General features: G+C 60.4%; 18 protein-coding genes and 1 tRNA gene. 4 read left to right on the top strand and 15 right to left on the bottom strand.

Going from position 1 to position 16,679, the window contains the following annotated elements:
* Positions 1-15: 15 nt before the first annotated feature.
* The 11 genes from fabG to F3G95_RS08525 form a co-directional block, all read right to left on the bottom strand.
* Positions 16-765 carry a 3-oxoacyl-[acyl-carrier-protein] reductase gene (gene fabG, locus F3G95_RS08570; RefSeq protein WP_149794615.1) on the bottom strand — a complete coding sequence of 250 codons (750 nt, stop codon included), beginning with the start codon at positions 763-765 and terminating at the stop codon, positions 16-18.
* Positions 762-1,700 carry an ACP S-malonyltransferase gene (fabD, locus tag F3G95_RS08565; protein ID WP_149794614.1) on the bottom strand — a complete coding sequence of 313 codons (939 nt, stop codon included), beginning with the start codon at positions 1,698-1,700 and terminating at the stop codon, positions 762-764. Before fabD ends, fabG begins: the two co-directional genes overlap by 4 nt.
* Positions 1,697-2,764 carry a nitronate monooxygenase family protein gene (locus tag F3G95_RS08560; RefSeq protein ID WP_149794613.1) on the bottom strand — a complete coding sequence of 356 codons (1,068 nt, stop codon included), beginning with the start codon at positions 2,762-2,764 and terminating at the stop codon, positions 1,697-1,699. Before F3G95_RS08560 ends, fabD begins: the two co-directional genes overlap by 4 nt.
* Positions 2,758-3,789, bottom strand: coding sequence for a nitronate monooxygenase (locus F3G95_RS08555; RefSeq protein ID WP_279240235.1), 1,032 nt, complete (start codon positions 3,787-3,789; stop codon positions 2,758-2,760). The genes F3G95_RS08560 and F3G95_RS08555 overlap by 7 nt, the downstream gene beginning before the upstream one ends.
* Positions 3,790-4,013: 224 nt before the next feature.
* Positions 4,014-4,970, bottom strand: a complete 957-nt coding sequence (locus F3G95_RS08550) for a beta-ketoacyl-ACP synthase 3 (RefSeq protein ID WP_149794611.1) — start codon at positions 4,968-4,970, stop codon at positions 4,014-4,016.
* On the bottom strand, positions 4,967-5,932 hold the full coding sequence (locus tag F3G95_RS08545; protein WP_149794610.1) for an acetyl-CoA carboxylase carboxyltransferase subunit alpha: 966 nt from the start codon (positions 5,930-5,932) through the stop codon (positions 4,967-4,969). Before F3G95_RS08545 ends, F3G95_RS08550 begins: the two co-directional genes overlap by 4 nt.
* Positions 5,929-6,804, bottom strand: a complete 876-nt coding sequence (gene accD, locus F3G95_RS08540) for an acetyl-CoA carboxylase, carboxyltransferase subunit beta (RefSeq protein ID WP_149794609.1) — start codon at positions 6,802-6,804, stop codon at positions 5,929-5,931. Before accD ends, F3G95_RS08545 begins: the two co-directional genes overlap by 4 nt.
* Positions 6,805-6,806: 2 nt before the next feature.
* Positions 6,807-7,040, bottom strand: coding sequence for an acyl carrier protein (acpP, locus tag F3G95_RS08535; protein WP_149794608.1), 234 nt, complete (start codon positions 7,038-7,040; stop codon positions 6,807-6,809).
* 379 nt (positions 7,041-7,419) lie between these two features.
* The gene (locus F3G95_RS08530; RefSeq protein ID WP_149794607.1) at positions 7,420-7,803 is read right to left on the bottom strand and encodes a VOC family protein; all 384 of its coding nucleotides are present in this window, start codon (positions 7,801-7,803) and stop codon (positions 7,420-7,422) included.
* Entirely contained in the window at positions 7,800-7,934 is a 135-nt protein-coding gene (locus tag F3G95_RS14060; RefSeq protein WP_279240234.1) for a hypothetical protein, read from the bottom strand. The genes F3G95_RS08530 and F3G95_RS14060 overlap by 4 nt, the downstream gene beginning before the upstream one ends.
* A 27-nt stretch (positions 7,935-7,961) precedes the next feature.
* Positions 7,962-8,855, bottom strand: a complete 894-nt coding sequence (locus tag F3G95_RS08525; RefSeq protein WP_188117535.1) for an AraC family transcriptional regulator — start codon at positions 8,853-8,855, stop codon at positions 7,962-7,964.
* A gap of 280 nt (positions 8,856-9,135) precedes the next feature.
* On the opposite strand from F3G95_RS08525, the gene F3G95_RS08520 reads away from it, so the two are divergent.
* Positions 9,136-9,375 carry a hypothetical protein gene (locus tag F3G95_RS08520; RefSeq protein ID WP_149794605.1) on the top strand — a complete coding sequence of 80 codons (240 nt, stop codon included), beginning with the start codon at positions 9,136-9,138 and terminating at the stop codon, positions 9,373-9,375.
* 105 nt (positions 9,376-9,480) lie between these two features.
* Here the strand turns inward: F3G95_RS08520 and F3G95_RS08515 are convergent, their stop codons facing one another.
* Entirely contained in the window at positions 9,481-9,858 is a 378-nt protein-coding gene (locus F3G95_RS08515; RefSeq protein ID WP_015565122.1) for a PH domain-containing protein, read from the bottom strand.
* Between the two features lie 159 nt (positions 9,859-10,017).
* Here F3G95_RS08515 and F3G95_RS08510 point away from each other — a divergent pair, with 159 nt between their 5' ends.
* The 3 genes from F3G95_RS08510 to F3G95_RS08500 all read left to right on the top strand — a co-directional run bounded on the left by F3G95_RS08510 (position 10,018) and on the right by F3G95_RS08500 (position 12,674).
* Positions 10,018-11,013, top strand: coding sequence for a nucleoid-associated protein (locus tag F3G95_RS08510; RefSeq protein WP_015565123.1), 996 nt, complete (start codon positions 10,018-10,020; stop codon positions 11,011-11,013).
* A 15-nt stretch (positions 11,014-11,028) separates the two neighbouring features.
* Positions 11,029-11,958, top strand: a complete 930-nt coding sequence (locus tag F3G95_RS08505) for an AEC family transporter (RefSeq protein ID WP_149794604.1) — start codon at positions 11,029-11,031, stop codon at positions 11,956-11,958.
* A 155-nt stretch (positions 11,959-12,113) separates the two neighbouring features.
* Positions 12,114-12,674: a GNAT family N-acetyltransferase gene (locus F3G95_RS08500; RefSeq protein ID WP_149794603.1), complete on the top strand. Its 561-nt coding sequence runs from the start codon at positions 12,114-12,116 to the stop codon at positions 12,672-12,674.
* A gap of 48 nt (positions 12,675-12,722) precedes the next feature.
* Here the strand turns inward: F3G95_RS08500 and F3G95_RS08495 are convergent, their stop codons facing one another.
* The 3 genes from F3G95_RS08495 to F3G95_RS08485 form a co-directional block, all read right to left on the bottom strand.
* Entirely contained in the window at positions 12,723-14,609 is a 1,887-nt protein-coding gene (locus F3G95_RS08495) for an ABC transporter ATP-binding protein (RefSeq protein WP_149794602.1), read from the bottom strand.
* Entirely contained in the window at positions 14,606-16,387 is a 1,782-nt protein-coding gene (locus F3G95_RS08490) for an ABC transporter ATP-binding protein (RefSeq protein ID WP_149794601.1), read from the bottom strand. Before F3G95_RS08490 ends, F3G95_RS08495 begins: the two co-directional genes overlap by 4 nt.
* 198 nt (positions 16,388-16,585) lie before the next feature.
* Positions 16,586-16,661, bottom strand: a tRNA-Gly gene (locus F3G95_RS08485).
* Positions 16,662-16,679 lie beyond the last annotated feature (18 nt).

The raw sequence follows: 16,679 nt of genomic DNA, 5'->3' as shown, positions 1-16,679 counted from the left end.
AGAAAAAGCTCCTTTTTACATTGCCATGCCGCCGTCCACACAGAGCACCTGCCCGGTGAGATAGCTGCTTTGTTCGGCGGCGAAGAAAGCCACCGCGTTTGCCACGTCCTCCGGCTGGCCGGCGCGTCCCTCCGGGATGGTCTTGCACATCTCGGTGCGGACAGCCTCCGGCAGAGCGGCGGTCATATCCGTGGCGATGAAGCCGGGGGCCACCGCGTTGACGGTGACGTTCCGGCTGGCCAGCTCCTTGGCGAGGCTCTTGGTCAGGCCGATGAGGCCCGCCTTGCTGGCGGAATAGTTGGTCTGGCCTGCGTTGCCCCGCAGACCCACCACGCTGCTCAGGTTGACGATGCGGCCATAGCGCTGGCGCACCATCCGGCGTGCAGCTTCCTTGCAGCAGAGGAACGCACCCTTGAGGTTGGCGTTCAGGACGGTGTCGAAGTCCTCCTCGGAAAGGCGGAGGATGAGGTTGTCGCGGGTGACGCCCGCGTTGTTGACGAGAATATCCACCCGACCAAAGGCATTCACTGCCTCTTCGAACAGCTTCTTGCAGCCCTCGGCAGTGGAGACGTCGGCCTGCACGGTGACGGCCTCGACGCCAAGCTCTTTGCACAGTGCGGCAGTCTCGGCGGCAGCGGCCTCACCGTGGCAGTAGTTGACCACCACGTTGCAGCCCTGCTTTGCCAGTGCGACACAGACAGCCCGGCCGATGCCCCGGCTTCCGCCGGTGACGACGGCGGCACGGGTCAGCTTTTCTTCGCTCATGCCTGTGCCTCCTTCCAGCTGGTGAGGAAAGCTTCCAGCTCTTCTGCCGTCTCGACAGCGGTGCAGTGGACGTCTGCGCCCAGCGTCTTTTTCACGAAGCCGCTCAGGGCCTTGCCCGGGCCGACTTCGAGAATGTCGGTGACGCCCAGCTCGCCCAGACGGCGGAGGGTATCTTCCATGTAGACGCTGCTCTGCACCTGCTTTTCCAGCAGAGCGGGGATGCTGTCGCTGTCTGCCTTTTCGTGGCCGAGGCAGTTGAAAAGGACAGGCGTCTCCATCTCGCCGAAATGCTCAGACGCAAAGCGCTTTGCCAGTGCGTCACCGGCGGGGTGCATCAGCCTGGTGTGGAAGGGGCCGCTGACCTTCAGCGGGATGCAGCGGCGTGCGCCTGCGGCTTTTGCCAGCTCAGCGGCCTTTTCCACGGCGGCTTTTTCGCCGCCGATGACCAGCTGGCCCGGGCAGTTGTAATTGCAGATCTGGACACAGCCCAGAGCGGACGCCTCTTCGCAGCACTTTGCCAGTGCGTCGCGGTCAAGGTTCATCACAGCGGTCATGCCGCACTCGATGCCCTTGGCGGCGTCGGCCATGGCCTTGCCGCGGAAGGCAGCCAGCTCCACAGCCTGCTTGGCCGTGAAGACACCGGCGGCTTCCAGCGCGGAGTATTCGCCCAGCGACAGACCGGCCAGATAGTCGGCCTTGACGCCGTTTTCCTTCAGGACAGCCGTGACACCGGCGGCGAAGGCCACCATGCAGGGCTGGGTGTACTGAGTCAGATTCAAAACGCCTTCCGGGTCGTCGAAGCAGACGCTCTCCAAATCAAAGTCAAGGTCTGCGGCGTTGAACGCCTCCCGGAACGCGGGGTATCTCTCGTAAAGGTCTTTGCCCATGCCGGGGTGCTGAGAGCCCTGACCGGCATACAGAATGGCAAGCTTCATTGGTGTTTCCTCCAATCATCCATCAGTTCATCCATCAGCTCCCGGACACTGCGCATCCGGTCGAGACGGCCCACGTTGGCCCCGCAGAAGAAGAGTCCCTCTTCCACATTGCCCTTCACGGCCTCGATGAGGGCGTGGGTGATGCAGTAAGGCACCTTGGCCGGCTCGCAGGCTTTGAGGCAGCGGGCGCAGTGCTTCGGCGGGAAGCGCAGGCCCTGTTCAAGCTTCTGCACCAGCGGAGTGGCCAGCGCACGGCCCGGCATTCCCACAGGGCTGTGGATGATGCGCACATCTTCGGGCCTGGCCGCCAGCAGGACATCTTTATAGGTCTGGCTGGCGTCGCACTCGTAGGTGGGGATGAAGCGGGTGGCGAGCTGTGCGCCCGCAGCACCCATCTTAGTATAGTGGGCGATGTCCTCGCCCGTGTAGACACCTCCGGCCACGAAGACCGGGATGTCGTGGCCGAACTGAGCCTCGAAAGGCTTCACCTCGGCCAGCACTTCGGGCAGGATCTCGTCGAGGGTCTGGCATTTTCCGGCCAGAAGCTCTTCTTCCGAAAAGCCCAGATGCCCACCAGCCTTGCAGCCCTCGATGACCACGAAGTCGGCGGTGCGGTTGAAGGCTTTTGCCCACCGGCGGAGGATGAGTTTTGCAGCACGTCCGCTGGACACGATGGGTGCCAGCGCAACATCCGCTTTTTCCACCAGGCCGGGCAGCTCCAGCGGGAGGCCCGCACCCGATACGATGGCATCCACACCTGCCTCCACAGCCGTGCGGACGGCGTCGGCGTAGTTCTGGGTGGCGACCATCGCGTTGATGGCCACCAGTCCCGCGCCGCCTGCGATCTCTTTCGCTTTGGCGATCTCTTTTTTCAGCGCACGGAGATTCGCTGCGTAAGGGTCACGGGCAAAATCGGGTTCGCGGTAGCCTGTGTCGGCGGTGGAGATGCACCCCATGCCGCCGCAGGCCGCGACCGCACCGGCCAGCCCGCCGAGGGAAACGCCCACGCCCATGCCGCCCTGTAAGACAGGCACGGCCAGCGGCTTGCCTGCGAGGGTCAGCATAACTCGCTCAGCGAATGCATCCGCTGCCTCCCGCTCTCCCACAGCTCGTCGAGGATCTCAGCCACAGGCCGCACCTCGTGGAGCATACCGGCCACCTGACCGGCCATCAGACTGCCTGTGGCGGTGTCGCCCTCAAAGACGGCGCGCCGCAGACTGCCCAGCGTGTATTTTTCCAGCTCCATCTTGTCGGCACCGGCCTTTTCCTGCCGGACATACTCGCGGCTCATCCGGTTTTTCAGCACACGGACGGGGGTGCCGCCGATGCGGCCGGTGACGATGGTGTCGCTGTCCTTGGCGCGCAGAAGCGCGGCCTTGTAGTTCTCGTGGACGGGGCATTCCTCACTGACCAGCAGGCAGGTACCCACCTGAACGCCGCAGGCTCCCAGTGCGAAGGCTGCTGCCAGCTGGCGGCCATCGGCGATGCCGCCCGCCGCGATGACAGGGACATCTACAGCATCCACCACCTGGGGGACAAGGGCCATGGTGGTCATCTCGCCCACATGGCCGCCGCTCTCGGTGCCTTCGGCGATGACGGCATCCACGCCCAGAGGGGCAAGGTGCTTAGCCAGAACGGCCGCCGCCACCACGGGGATGACCTTGATACCGGCTTCCTTCCACATGGGGACGTACTTGCCGGGGTTGCCTGCGCCGGTGGTGACGACCTTGACGCCCTCTTCCACGACGATCTTCGCAAACTCGTCGGCCTGAGGGTGCATCAGCATGATGTTGACGCCAAAGGGCTTGTCGGTGAGCGCCTTGCAGCGGCGGATGTTCTCCCGCAGCGTCTCAGCGTTCATGCCGCCTGCGCCGATAAGGCCCAGCGCACCGGCGTTGGAGCAGGCAGCGGCAAACTCGCCGGTGGCGATGTTGGCCATTCCGCCCTGAATGATGGGGTATTTCGTGCCTAATATCTCGTTGAGTAATTTCATGTAAATCGTCCTATTGATAGGTTTTACTTTAGAGCGCTCACCCGGGAAGAACCTCTCAGTCTGCTTCGCAGACAGCTCCCCTGATAGGGGAGCCACTGGCGTGCCGGTCAAGTCCACGCTGGACGAGCAAAGCTCAGTATTTCGGAAACGGTAGTGCCCTGTTGTCCAGGTCAGCACCGGCTTGACAAGGTGCGTTTGTCCAGAAGTTCCTGCCCTCGTAAGCAAGGCCCGCTCTTTTGCGCCATAAAAAGCTTTCGGCAATCAGTGCAAAGTGGCCCGGCCTGCCAAGGCCTCCCCTCGATAGGGGAGGTGTCAGCGCATCAGCGCTGACGGAGAGGTTCATACGTCACCAGCATCCCGCCCCAGGTCAATCCGCCGCCGAAGCCGATGCAGGATACCTTCTGCCCGGCTTTGAGCAGACCGGCTTCGGCCATCTCGTTGAGGGCCACCGGGATGCTGGCCGCGCTGGTGTTGCCGTGGCGGTCCATGTTCTTGTAGAACTTTGCGGCGTCGGCGTGGAGCGCTTTCACACAGTGGTCGATGATGCGGCTGTTGGCCTGATGGCAGACCACCCAGTCCACATCGTCCAGTGCCAGCTGCGTCTCGTCCAGTACCGCGTGCAGACAGCGGGGCAGCGCGTCCACCGCAAAGCGGAAGACGGCACGCCCGTCCATGCTGATGGGGGCCGAGCCGGTGCGGCAGGGGCCTCCTGCGTGGATAGCCTCGTCGCCCCGTGCGCCCAGCGTGATCGCAAACGGTGCGTCGCACAGTTCAAAGATCGCTGCGCCCGCACCGTCGCCGAAGAGCACACAGGTGGAGCGGTCGGTCTGGTCCATCAGGCGGGACAGCGCTTCGCAGCCCACCACGAGGGCGTACCGTCCGCCCAGCGTCGCCATCAGGCCGCGGGCCACGGCGGTGCCGTAGATGAAGCCCGAGCAGGCGGCGTTGACATCCAGCGCGGGGCGGTTTTCGGGCAGATTCAGCGCCCGCTGCACCTGACAGGCCACACTTGGGGTGGCGTCAGGGGCCGAAAGGGTCGCGCAGACACAGCAGGCAATATCCTGCGGCGAAAGACCACTGCGCTCCAGCGCCTGCTTTGCCGCCGCGATGGCCAGCGTGGCGGCGGATTCTTCCTCCGTACACCAGTGGCGGGCGCGGATGCCGGTGCGGGTGGTGATCCACTCGTCGCTGGTGTCCACGGTGCGGCTCAACTCTTCATTGGTGACCGTGCGGCCGGGCAGAGCTCCGCCGGTGGCGATCAACTGCAAACCGTTCATTCTCGTTTCGCTTCTCCGATCTGACGAAATTTTTTGTACCGCTGGTCGGCCAATGCCTTGCCGCTCATCTTGCAGAGGGCGGTGAGGTGGTTTTTCAGAGCCGTATCCATGGCAGCAAACAGGGCCGCGTGGCTGCGCTGTGCGCCGCCCACAGGCTCCGGGATGATCTCCTCGACGATGCCGTCCTTGTAGAGGTCCTGTGCGGTCAGCTTCATGATCTCGCAGGCTTCGCCGCTGCGGGAGGAATCCTTCCACAGGATGCTGGCGAAGCCCTCAGGGCTGAGCACCGAGTAGACGGCATTTTCCAGCATGAGGATGTGGTTTGCCACACCCAGCGCCAGTGCGCCGCCGGAAGAGCCCTCGCCGGTGACGACAGCGATGACGGGAACCGTCAGACCGCTCATCTCCATCAGGTTTCGGGCGATAGCCTCGCCCTGTCCCCGCTCTTCGGCCTCCTTGCCGGGGTATGCGCCCGGCGTGTCGATGAAGGTGATGATGGGGCGGCCAAACTTTTCGGCCTGCTTCATGAGACGGAGGGCCTTGCGGTAGCCCTCCGGTCCCGGCATACCGAAGTTGCAGGCCATGTTCTCTTCCAGTGTGGAACCTTTGCGGTGGCCGATGACGGTCACAGGCATCCCGTGGAAGCGGGCGATGCCGCCCAGGATGGCGCTGTCCTCCCGGCACTGACGGTCGCCGCACTGCTCAAAGAAATCGGTGAACAGAGCATTGATGGTCTCGTCGATGTGGGGGCGCTCGGGATGGCGGGCCAGAAAGACCCGGTCCTCGGCGGTCAGCGGGCCGCAGCAGCGGAGGATCTCATCCTCCTCCACGGCCAGCTCGGCCAGCTCAGAGGCGTGGGCCGTGATGGCGGCCATCTGGCTCTCCTCGTCCTGTGCGCCGCCCCGCAGGGCAGCGATCTGGGCGTCCAAAGGAGCAAGCTGCTCCAGAAGTTCTTTTATCATTCCGTTTTCCTCCCGCCTGCGTGGAGCTGCAGCAGCTGGATGAGGGTGGCGCGGAGCTCACTGCGGGGGACGACCTTGTCTACAAAGCCGTGTTCCAGCTGGAACTCGCTGCGCTGGAAGCCCTCGGGCAGGCGCTCGCCGATGGTCTGCTCGATGACGCGGGGGCCTGCAAAACCGATGAGTGCGCCCGGCTCGGCCAGCATGATGTCGCCAAGGCTGGCAAAGCTGGCGGTAACGCCGCCGGTAGTGGGGTGGGTCAACACACTGATGTACAGCCCGCCCTTAGCCGAAAAGCGCTCGATGGCGGCGCTGGTCTTGGCCATCTGCATCAGGCTGAAAATGCCCTCCTGCATCCGGGCGCCGCCGCTGGCCGAAAAGATGACCAGCGGCAGTTTTTTCGCCGCCGCGTACTCGATGGCGCGGGTGATCTTCTCGCCCACGGCCGTGCTCATGCTGCCCATAAAGAAGCGGCTGTCCAGCACGGCGGCCACCACCGACACGCCGCCGATGCGGCCCACTGCCGCGACAGCGGCCTCGCTGAGGCCCGTCTTCTGGGTCTGGGCGGCAAGCTTGTCGGTGTAGCCGGGAAAGCCCAGCACGTCCTGCGGGGCCAGCTCTGCGTCCAGCTCCCGGAAACTGCCGCTGTCCAGCACAAGGCTCAGGCGGTAGTACGCGCCGATGGGCTGGTGATTGCCGCAGTTGGGGCAGACGAAAAGGCTCTTGGCCCAGATCTGGCGGGTGGCACGGCGGCCGCACTGCTTGCATTCCACAAACTGCGGCTCATGCCACGCCACACCGGTGTCCCGCCGGGCTTTGAGCTGGAAGGTACGCTCCCGCATCCGGCCCGGGAGCAGGTCTCTGATGTCGTTCATCGTTATGCCTCAGCGTGTGCGGTCAGGTAGTTGAAGATGTCGCCGACGGTCTTCATGTTGGCCAGCTCCTCGTCGGGGATGGAGACACCGAAGGCATCCTCCAGAGCCATGTTCAGCTCCACAGCGTCCAGGCTGTCGGCCTCGAGGTCCTCGGTCAGGCTGGCCTCCATCGTGACCTTCTCCTCCTCGCAGTTCAGGGTGTCAACGACGATCTTCTTCATATCCTCAAAAGTCATGGTGATCTTCTCCTTTTATCTTGTATGTGTTGTGATATTGTGTCTGATACGGACGAATCATCTCAGGTTGTTTAGTTAAACGTTTTGAGTGATTCAACAAGGTCATTATACTCGGCCGTCCGGGATTGTCAATGGTTTTATCTAAAAAGTTTTAGTTTTCTCATTTCTTTCACAGGTCGTTGCGCAACCAATACAATATTTTCGTCGTGTATTTCGGGCTTTTTGTAGTTTTTCCCGGCCCCTGTGCTATATTCGGCCCAGAAAATATGTTCCTCATCATCTCGCTGGCCGTGGCGGGCATCGTGGTGCTTCTGGGCTGATATGCAAATAAAAAGAGCAGAGACCTGCGGGTTTTCACCGCAGGCTCTGCTCTTTTGTGTTACACCGTGATCTCGATCTGATTTCCTTCCACCGCAAGGACACAGCTTTCATAATAGCCGTCTCCGGTGGTGCGGGGGCCGCTGAGGACTTCGAGGCCGTCGGCCTTGAGGCGAGCCGTCAGCGCATCCACCTTCTCCCGACTGCCGACGCTGAACGCGATGTGCGCGTATCCGGTGCGGGCGGCAGGCTTCGGCTCGTCGGACATCCCGGGTTTGTTCATCAGCTCCAGGCGTGCGCCGTCCGCGAAAGTGAGAAAGTAGGAGCGGAAGTCCGTCCTCGGGTTGTGGTAGCCCGCATTCGGCACGGCGTCAAAATAGCGCACAAAGAAGTCCTTTGCGGCTTCGAGGTCGTTGACGTACAGGGCGATGTGCTCGATCTTCATAGTGTCTCCTTTCTATGTTTCACCAGATAGTAACCAATGCCGAAGCTGTTCACGAGGCCCTGCACCATCAGGATGCAGAGGCCCAGCAGGATGCTGCCGGTGATGGGGCCGGATGTCAATGTACTCTGCACGGGGTAGATTTCTCCTTTTTTCACATCTCAACAAAATTTCATACGGTATTCTTTGGGAGTGCAGTGTTTTATCTCCCGGAAGATCTTGATAAAGTAGCTGCCATCGGTGAAGCCGCACTCCGCGCCGATCTCGCCGGTCTTGAGCCGGGTGGAGCGAAGCAGCTCAGCGGCCTTTTCCACCCGGTACTGCTTGACGTACTGGATGGGCGTGATGCCCAGCATCTGCCTGAAACTGCGCAGACAGGCGCTCTCGCTGAGGGCCACGCTGCCCGCGATGAGCTGGACTGTCAGCTCTTCCGCGTAGTGTTCCTCCACGAAGCGGAGCATCTGCTTCATCCGCTCGGAGGCGATCTGCTCCTGCTGGGAGACTTTCGTCCGCCCGCCCACGCACTGGGTGCTCAGCAGCCGCAGGGCCAGCGAGAGGTAGTAGCGCACCCGGTTCTCGTAGTCGAATGGCTCATCCGACACGGCTTTCCAGCTCTCGTGCAGACAGTCCAGCACCTGTTTCTGCCACGGCACCAACCCATCCAGAAGGAAAAATGGCGGGGCGTCGGGCTGGGTCATGGGGCGGATGAGCTTCTGCCAGAAGATGGTATCCATGCCGCCCACAAGGCGCGGATGGAACACGCCCGAGTGGAGCAGGGCTGTGCCTTCCGGTGCCTGCTCCACCGCGTGGAGGACGCCCGAGTTGATGAACACTCCCTGCCCGGTCTGCAAGGTGAGGCGGGTCTTGTTGACGTCCACATGGAGCGGTCCCTTCGTGCAGAGCACATATTCAAACTCTTCGTGCCAGTGCCACGCCACCGAATAGCTGGACAGATCCTCGGCATAGCAGGCGATGGGAAACAGCGCGCTGCCGTGCTGCACAAGTTCCCTGCCCTTTTCGCTGGCGACGATGTTGGAGCTGATATTTAGTGCCATATTCGCCAATTCCTTTCCCCAATACATTGAAGATTTTTTATCAAAGCCGATTTTGTTGTACAAAGTATGTGTTTTTGTTCTATCATTTGTGCCGGTTTCGTGGTATTATTTCATCGGAGCTGATAAGCTCAGTATAGCACTGAAACGGGGCAGATACAACCCACTTCCAAGGGTCTTGCGCACTGTCCCACAGCTCCAAGGCCGCGATGCCGCCCGCACCCCGACCCACAAGGCTTTTACAGAAGTCTTACACACTTTACCGAACACGGAGGTATTTATTATGCTTCGCATCGAATATTTTGATAAAAACCGCTTCATGAAACAGGTCGCCGCAAGCCGCGGCAGCGTCATCCTGCACCTGGACAATGGCTCCACCTGCGACCTCAAGAAGGACAACGAGGCTTCCGCCATCTTCCAGACCCTGGACGCTCCCAAGAAGGGCTTCAGCATCAGCGTGAGCGACCCCGCTGATGTCACCGGCTTCCTGCGCTATATGCTCGAGGCTGGCCGCGCCTGCTGAAAACGCCATCATCTATTCTTCATTATTCATCATCACAGCAAAACGGGACAGCCCTGCTCTGGCACATCTCAGAGCAGGGCTGTCCCGTTTTGTTGCATTTTTATTTTACAGGATGCACCGGCTGATGGCCTGCGCCACAGCCAGCAGCTCTTCCTGCCCGATGAAGCCGAACTTCATCTCGTGCTCGTCGGCGTAGCAAACCGTCAGTTCCGAAGTCTGCAATGGGTCGCCGAAGCCTGCCGTCTGGATGCCGAAGTGGACGATCTTCCGGTAGGGCAGGACGAAGATCTCCTGCCGGGTGCCGGTAACGCCCTGCATATCCACCATGAAAATGCGGTGGCTCGTAAAAACGGCTTGATCGCGCACCGTCTTGTATGCGCCCACGATGCTTTCGCCGTCCAGCAAAAGCGCCTGCACATTCTTGCAGATCTCCTTCTCCTTGATGCGGATGAGGTTCTGCATCGGCTTTTCCCGAAATTCCATACCGGAAGTCTCCCTTCTTTTGCCCTATATAATAGGTGTTTCTGGGCCAAGTATAACATTTCTGCCACAGAGCTTCAAGTCATTCTCGCCTTTTGGGCCGGGTTGTGTTATACTGACAGGTGATTTGAGATTTCTTGTATACAAAAAAGAGGTTCACCTATGGAGATCATCGTACATCAGGCCATTCTCCACGTTCTGGATACCACGCTGGATGCCCCCGTGCTCAGCGGCAGCTGCATGGAGATGACAGCCGAAAAGACGGCCTATCTGCAATACCACATCGAAAAGCTGCTTGCCAGCGACGACATCCGCCAGTGCCGCCCCCTGCCGGACTCGGCATTTCGGTACGAGCTGGAACAGAACAAGGACTTTATCGACCTGTCCTGCCGCATTGCGGGCGTCCTGTTCGACTATATGCACGCTCATACCACCATTCCGGGGGCCGACCTCGCCGTGGTGGACTTCACCCGAGACGGCCAGCCGTGGCTGGGCATCCTCAAGCTCAACTATAAAAACGGCTACACCCACTACACCGAGAGCGTAGACGGTGCGCCGGTCAACTCCATCATCCAGCAGCGGGCCTGCCTGCCCACCCAGAGCGGCAAGGTGGAGGAAGGCGCACTGGTGGACCTGACCGACTACTCCATGAAGCTGCTGGAGAAAAAGTTCGACATCGACGGCCACAAGGAGTTTTACCTCTCCACCGTCGTTTTCCAGTACACCACCGCCGAGCCGGAAAAGAAAAAGCTGCAGGCCATTCAGGACGCCGCCGTCCAGGCCGTGCAGGAGAACTATCAGGATGAGCCCCATGTGGAGGCACAGGTGGCCATGCTCATTGCCAATCAGGCCGCTGACAACGACAACAAGGTGACGGTCGAGCAGGTGCGCCGGCAGCTTGCTGAGGAATACCCGCTGGCGGCTGTCCCCTTCGACGACTATGTGGAGAAAAGCGACGTCCTCGAGCCGGCGCAGGCCCAGCAGCCCGTCACTGTCTCCCCCGCCCGCATCCGCCGGATGGAGAGCCGCAGCATCCACACCGCCAGCGGCATCGAGGTAAAGATCCCTACCGAGATCCTCTCTGAGGATTCTGCGGTGGAATTTCTCCACGCCGAGGACGGCAGTGTTTCGCTGCTCATCAAGAACGTCATCCTGTAAGGAAAGGATCTTATTATGGACCTCGCTGTCATCACCGCCCAGCAGGTGGCGGAACTGTTCATCCTCATCGGGCTGGGGGCTCTTGGTGCCAAGACCGGCCTGCTCCGCCCCGAGGGCAAGCAGACCCTCTCGAACCTGCTGGTCAACCTCGTCGTCCCGGCCATGATCATCAACTCCTACCGCATGGAGTTCAGCGCTGAAATTCTGCACAACCTCATGGCCGCGTTCGCCCTGAGCACCCTGTCCATCCTGCTGGGACTCATCATCACCCTGCTGTTCACGGCCCGCAGCAGGGACAGCCGGACGCCCATCTTCCGGTTCGCCTGTGTTTTCTCCAATGCGGGCTACATGGGCCTGCCCCTCATTTCGGCACTCTTCGGCTCCGAGGGCCTGCTTTATGCCAGCGCCTTCTTCACCATGTTCAATCTCCTGCTCTGGACGGTGGGCTACAGCATGGTCAGCGGCAGCTCCGACCCCAAAAAGGTCGCCCAGAGCCTGCTGCACTGCCCGGCCATCTACGCCATCGTCGTGGGTCTCGTCCTCTACCTGCTCCAGATCCCGCTGCCCGACCTCATCGTCCAGCCCATGGAGCTTCTGGGCGACATGAACACTCCCCTCTCCATGCTCATCACCGGTATGCTCATCGCCTCGGGCGACCTGCACCGCACCCTCACCGATCAGCACATCTGGAAGCTTACCGTGGTCCGGATGCTTTTCATTCCGGTGCTGACCATCGCAGCTTTCGCCGCGCTGGGGCTCTTCCGCTACGGCATGGTCACGCAGGTCATCCTGCTGCTGGAATGCTGCCCGGCTGCATCCATCACCTCGGTGTTCGCCGTCCAGTTCCACCACGATGAGCAGTTTGCCGCCGGCAGCGTCGTGCTGACCACCCTGCTCAGCATCGTGTTCCTGCCGCTGTGTGCGCTTATCATTACGATGTTCTAACCTCTCAGTCTGCTTCGCAGACAGCTCCCCTATCAGGGGAGCCCTTGGCAAGTCGGGTCACTTTGTACTGCCTGCCAAAAGCACACACTACCATAAAAGGCCGGGCCTCGCTTACGAGGGCAGGTGCCAGCCATTCTTTACAGAGGTAAAAGACAATGCAGAATATTACCATCCGCAACGCCACATTGGCCGACGCACCCCGCATTCTGGAAATCTACGCCTACTACGTCGAACACACGGTCATCACTTTCGAGTACGATGTGCCGTCGCTTGCCGAGTTCGAGGGCCGGATGCGGGACATCATGAAAAAATACCCCTACCTCGTCATCGAGCGGGATGGCCGCATCGAGGGCTACGCCTATGCCCACGCTTTTGTGGGACGTGCCGCCTACGACTGGGCCGCAGAGCTGACCATCTACCTCGACCACGACGCCAGGCGCGGCGGACTGGGCCGCGCCCTCTATGAGGCGCTGGCCGACCGGCTCAAGGCCATGGGTGCCCTCAACCTCTACGCCTGCATCGGCTACCCGCAGGTGGAGGACGAATACCTCACCAAAAACAGCGCCCAGTTCCACGAACATCTGGGCTTCACACTGGCCGGTACCTTCCACAACTGCGGCTATAAGTTCGGGCGCTGGTACGACATGATCTGGATGGAAAAAGTCATCGGCGAGCACCGCCCCGACCAGCCGGACATCGTGCCGTATCAATATTGAGCCTATGCAAAAAAGCAGGCGCATCCGCTGGATGCACCTGCTTTTGCTTTACTGTTTATCCATTTGTTCTTTGTGGTATTGCAGCGTGTACAGCTGATAATATCGGCCATGTGCGGCGAGAAGCTGCTGGTGAGTTCCCTGCTCCAAGATCTTGCCGCGCGACAGCACGATGATGTTATCTGCGTGCTGGATGGTGGAGAGGCGGTGTGCCACGATGAGCATCGTGCCGACGCTGCGCATCTTTTCCAGCGAATCCTGAATCAGAAGCTCCGTCTCGGTGTCGATGTTGGCGGTGGCCTCGTCCAGAATCATGACGCTGGGCTTATGCAGGATGGTGCGGGCAAAGCTGAGCAGCTGGCGCTGGCCCGCCGAGAAGTTATTGCCGCGCTCCCGGACTTCTTCGTTGAGACCGTGCTCGAGCTTGTTGATGAAGTGGTCGGCATTGACATACCGGCAGACCTTCATGATTTCTTCGTCCGGAATGTTCTCCTCCCGCAGGACGATGTTGCTGCGGATAGTACCCGAGAAGAGGAAGACGTCCTGCAGCATCTGGCCGAAGTGACGGCGGAGGGAGGAGATCTTGATTTTGCGGATGTCGATGCCGTCGATCAAAATCTCGCCCTTCTGGAACTCGTAGTTGCGGCAGATGAGGGAGAGGATGGTGCTCTTGCCCGAGCCGGTGGAGCCGACGAAGGCCACGGTCTGGCGGGGCTCCACATGGAAGGAAACGCCCTGCAGCACCCACTCGCCGGGGATGTAGCTGAACCAGACGTCCCGGAACTCGATGTCGCCCTTCACCTCGTCCAGCTCAACGGCATCGGGGGCGTCCACCATCTGGGGCTGGATGTCCATGATGGAGAAGACCTTCTCCGACGACGCCAGCGCCGACTGCAGCCAGTTGAACTGCTCGGCGAGGTTCTGGATGGGGGTGAAGAACTTGGAGATATACATATAAAAGGTGACGATGGTGCCGCTGGAAATGGTCTGCCCGAGGAAGGTGACATGGTTCAGATGGCCCATGCCGCCGAGATAGAACAGGCAGAGGATCGAGCTGATATACAGCATATACACCAGCGGACGGAAGACGCCGAAGACGAAGATCTGCTCCTGCGTGGCCTTGGCGAGGGTCTGGCTCTTCTGGCGGAACTCCTCCATCTTCTCGTCCTCGCGGCCAAAGATCTGGGTGACCTTGATGCCGGAGAGATTCTCGGAGAGGTAGGTGTTGATGTCGGTGGTCGCGTCCTTGACCTTGCGGTAGGCGCGGCGGGAGAACTTGCGGAAGATGACCGTGAACAGGAGGATGAAGGGTACGAAGCAAAGCACCATCAGGGTCAGCTCGTAGTTCAGGCAGAGCATCGCCACCAGAATGCCCAAAATGACGAAGGCGTTCTTGGTGAGGTTGACGAAGAGGTTTGTGAACATCATCGAGATGGCGTTGGTGTCGTTGGTCACGCGGGTGACGAGCTTGCCCACCGGGATGTCGTTCAGCTGGCCGTGGGAGAGGCTTTCAATGTGGTTGAAAAGGTCTTCACGCAAATCGGAGATGATGCGCTGGCCCACACGCTGCAGAATGACGGCCTGCAAATAGGTGCTGGCCATCGAGAAGACCAGCACACCCGCGTACACGGCCACACTGACATAGAGGCTTTTCAGTTCGAAATCGCCCACCACAAGCTCTTCGATGTAGCCCACGATGAGGGGCGACGCGATGTCGTAGGAGATGGAGAAGAGGACGAGAAAGCCCACGACGACGAACTGCCTGAGGTAGGGCTTGGCGTAGCCGAAGAGGCGGCGCAGGATCTCGCCGTCGGCCATGCTGCGCTCGAAGCCCATAGCCGTTTTCTTGTCTTTGACGCAGGCGTAGGCGATGAGCAGCAGCACCGACACGGTGCCGATGACGCCGCCCACGAGAAGAAGCGGATTCAGACTCATCATGCGTTGCCACCTCCCACTTCGTCTTCAAGCTTCTGCAGATCGACCATCTTGCGGTACTCCGGGCAGGATGCATAGAGCTGGTCGTGGGGGCCGACGGCCTCCACTCTGCCATCCTCGAGGAAGATGATCTTGTCCAGTCCCTCCACCGTCGAGATGCGGTGCGCGATGAGCAGAGTGGTCTTGCCTGCACGGCTCTGCTTGAGGTTATCGAGGATGATTTTTTCCGTCTTGGTATCCACCGCCGAAACCGAGTCGTCGAGGATCAGGATGGGCGCATCTTTCAGCAGGGCGCGGGCGATGGAGATGCGCTGCTTCTGACCGCCCGAAACGGTGACGCCGCGCTCGCCCAGGACAGTCTCGTAGCCATCCTTGAAGTCCACAATGTTATCCCGGACGTCAGCAAGGCTGGCTGCCCGTTCAATGTCCTCGGGGGTAGCATCGTCCACGCCAAAGGCGATGTTGTGGGCGATGGTATCCGAGAAGAGGAAGTTCTCCTGCGGGACATAGGCACATGCCTGTCGCACCGAGTGGATGGAGACGCCGTTGACGTCCTTCCCGTCCACGAAAAGGGTGCCGTCGGGGACGTTATAAGTGCGCAGGAGCAAATCGACCAGCGCCGTCTTGCCTGCGCCGGTCTTGCCCACGATGCCCACGCTCTCGCCGGGCTGGATCGTGAAGGAGATGTTTTTCAGCACATCGAACTCGCCGTCCGGGTAGCGGAAGGTCAGATTGCGGAACTCAATGCCGCCCTTGGGGTTTTCGAGGTCCGGCACACCGGCGCGGTCGGCCACATCAATGGGTGCATCCAGCAGCTCGGTGATGCGGTTGAGGGAGGCTTTGCCGCGGGAGGTCTTTTCGATGAGCATTGAGATCGCCATGATGGGCCAGACGATCGCCTCGAAATAGCCGATGTACTCCACCAGCTGGCCCGCATTGAAATTTCCCTTGTAGACGAGATAGCCGCCGTAGCCGAGGATGACGCAGATGACCGACTCCACGAAGAAGGTCACCATTACTTCGAGCAATACCGAGATGCGGGTATACTTTACGTTGACCTCTTCGTTGTCTTTGTTGAGTTTGCGGAAAGCGATGAGCTCTTTGAGCTCCTTGACAAACGCCTTGATGACCGCGATTCCGGAGAAGTTCTCCTGCGCAAAGTCGGACAGGTCAGAGAACGCCTGCTGGCGCTTCTCCCACGTTTTGGTCATGGTCTTGCCCATCACGGTGCCGATGGCAAACATGAACGCTGCCGGGATGAGGGCCAGCATGGTCATGCGTCTGTCCATGCACCACATCCGGTAGAGGGCCAGCAGACCCAGCACCAATGCGTCAAAGAACATCAGGATGCCGTCGCCGAAGCACTCCTGGATGGTGTCGAGGTCGTTGGTGTAGAGGCTCATGAGGTTGCCGACCTTGTTCACCTGATAGTACTGCTGGGACAGACGGCGGCTGTGGTCGAACATCTTCTCCCGCAGATCCGCCTGCACCCGGATGCTGGTGCCGAAGAAGCAGATGCGCCACAAAAAGCGCCCCACCACCATGAACAGCACGATCCATATCATGGGCAGGCAGATGTGCTGGAACAGCACCTCTTTCGTGAAAGGCATCGTCTCGCCCCTCACCACCACCTGTCCAAGGTTGACGCCGTTGATGACCAGACGATAGAGCTGCGGCACAAGCAGCTGGATATAGTCCACCATCAGCAGCGCAAGGATGCCCAGTAGCAGCGCGGGCGCGTGGCGCAGATAATAGCGGTTGATGTACTTGCCGAATATCACTGGTTTTCCCTCCCTTTCCCATAGCACAGAGGCGAGCCAACGCCCGCGGGCCGAACTCCCGCAGGCGGTCAGCCCGCCTCTGTTTGTTGCACGATAGTCTCAGTATACGGCTCAGCACACTGCATTGTCAACATTTGATGCAGTTTCTGTTGAAAAAAGCCATCGTCGTGCATCTCTGCACAAACGATGGCTTCATGTTGGAGCGGCCGACGAGGCTCGAACTCGCTACCTCCACCTTGGCAAGGTGGCGCTCTACCAGATGAGCTACGGCCGCAGATACGGCACATCACTG

The sequence above is a fragment of the Faecalibacterium sp. Marseille-P9312 genome (genome assembly GCF_902497445.1).
GTDB lineage: Bacteria > Bacillota > Clostridia > Oscillospirales > Ruminococcaceae > Faecalibacterium > Faecalibacterium longum.
Note: the sequence above shows the minus strand (reverse complement) of the source record. Positions and strands in the feature narration are given on the sequence as shown.

Coding starts and splice junctions, on each gene's coding strand:
- F3G95_RS08550 (WP_149794611.1), bottom strand. CDS start 4,970: ATGAACGGTTTGCAGTTGATCGCCACCGGCGGAGCTCTGCCCGGCCGC.
- F3G95_RS08520 (WP_149794605.1), top strand. CDS start 9,136: ATGCTTCGCATCGAATATTTTGATAAAAACCGCTTCATGAAACAGGTC.
- F3G95_RS08560 (WP_149794613.1), bottom strand. CDS start 2,764: ATGCTGACCCTCGCAGGCAAGCCGCTGGCCGTGCCTGTCTTACAGGGC.
- F3G95_RS08500 (WP_149794603.1), top strand. CDS start 12,114: ATGCAGAATATTACCATCCGCAACGCCACATTGGCCGACGCACCCCGC.
- F3G95_RS08505 (WP_149794604.1), top strand. CDS start 11,029: ATGGACCTCGCTGTCATCACCGCCCAGCAGGTGGCGGAACTGTTCATC.
- F3G95_RS08515 (WP_015565122.1), bottom strand. CDS start 9,858: ATGGAATTTCGGGAAAAGCCGATGCAGAACCTCATCCGCATCAAGGAG.
- acpP (WP_149794608.1), bottom strand. CDS start 7,040: ATGACTTTTGAGGATATGAAGAAGATCGTCGTTGACACCCTGAACTGC.
- accD (WP_149794609.1), bottom strand. CDS start 6,804: ATGAACGACATCAGAGACCTGCTCCCGGGCCGGATGCGGGAGCGTACC.
- fabG (WP_149794615.1), bottom strand. CDS start 765: ATGAGCGAAGAAAAGCTGACCCGTGCCGCCGTCGTCACCGGCGGAAGC.
- F3G95_RS08525 (WP_188117535.1), bottom strand. CDS start 8,855: ATGGCACTAAATATCAGCTCCAACATCGTCGCCAGCGAAAAGGGCAGG.
- F3G95_RS08495 (WP_149794602.1), bottom strand. CDS start 14,609: ATGATGAGTCTGAATCCGCTTCTTCTCGTGGGCGGCGTCATCGGCACC.
- F3G95_RS08530 (WP_149794607.1), bottom strand. CDS start 7,803: ATGAAGATCGAGCACATCGCCCTGTACGTCAACGACCTCGAAGCCGCA.
- fabD (WP_149794614.1), bottom strand. CDS start 1,700: ATGAAGCTTGCCATTCTGTATGCCGGTCAGGGCTCTCAGCACCCCGGC.
- F3G95_RS08510 (WP_015565123.1), top strand. CDS start 10,018: ATGGAGATCATCGTACATCAGGCCATTCTCCACGTTCTGGATACCACG.
- F3G95_RS08545 (WP_149794610.1), bottom strand. CDS start 5,932: ATGATAAAAGAACTTCTGGAGCAGCTTGCTCCTTTGGACGCCCAGATC.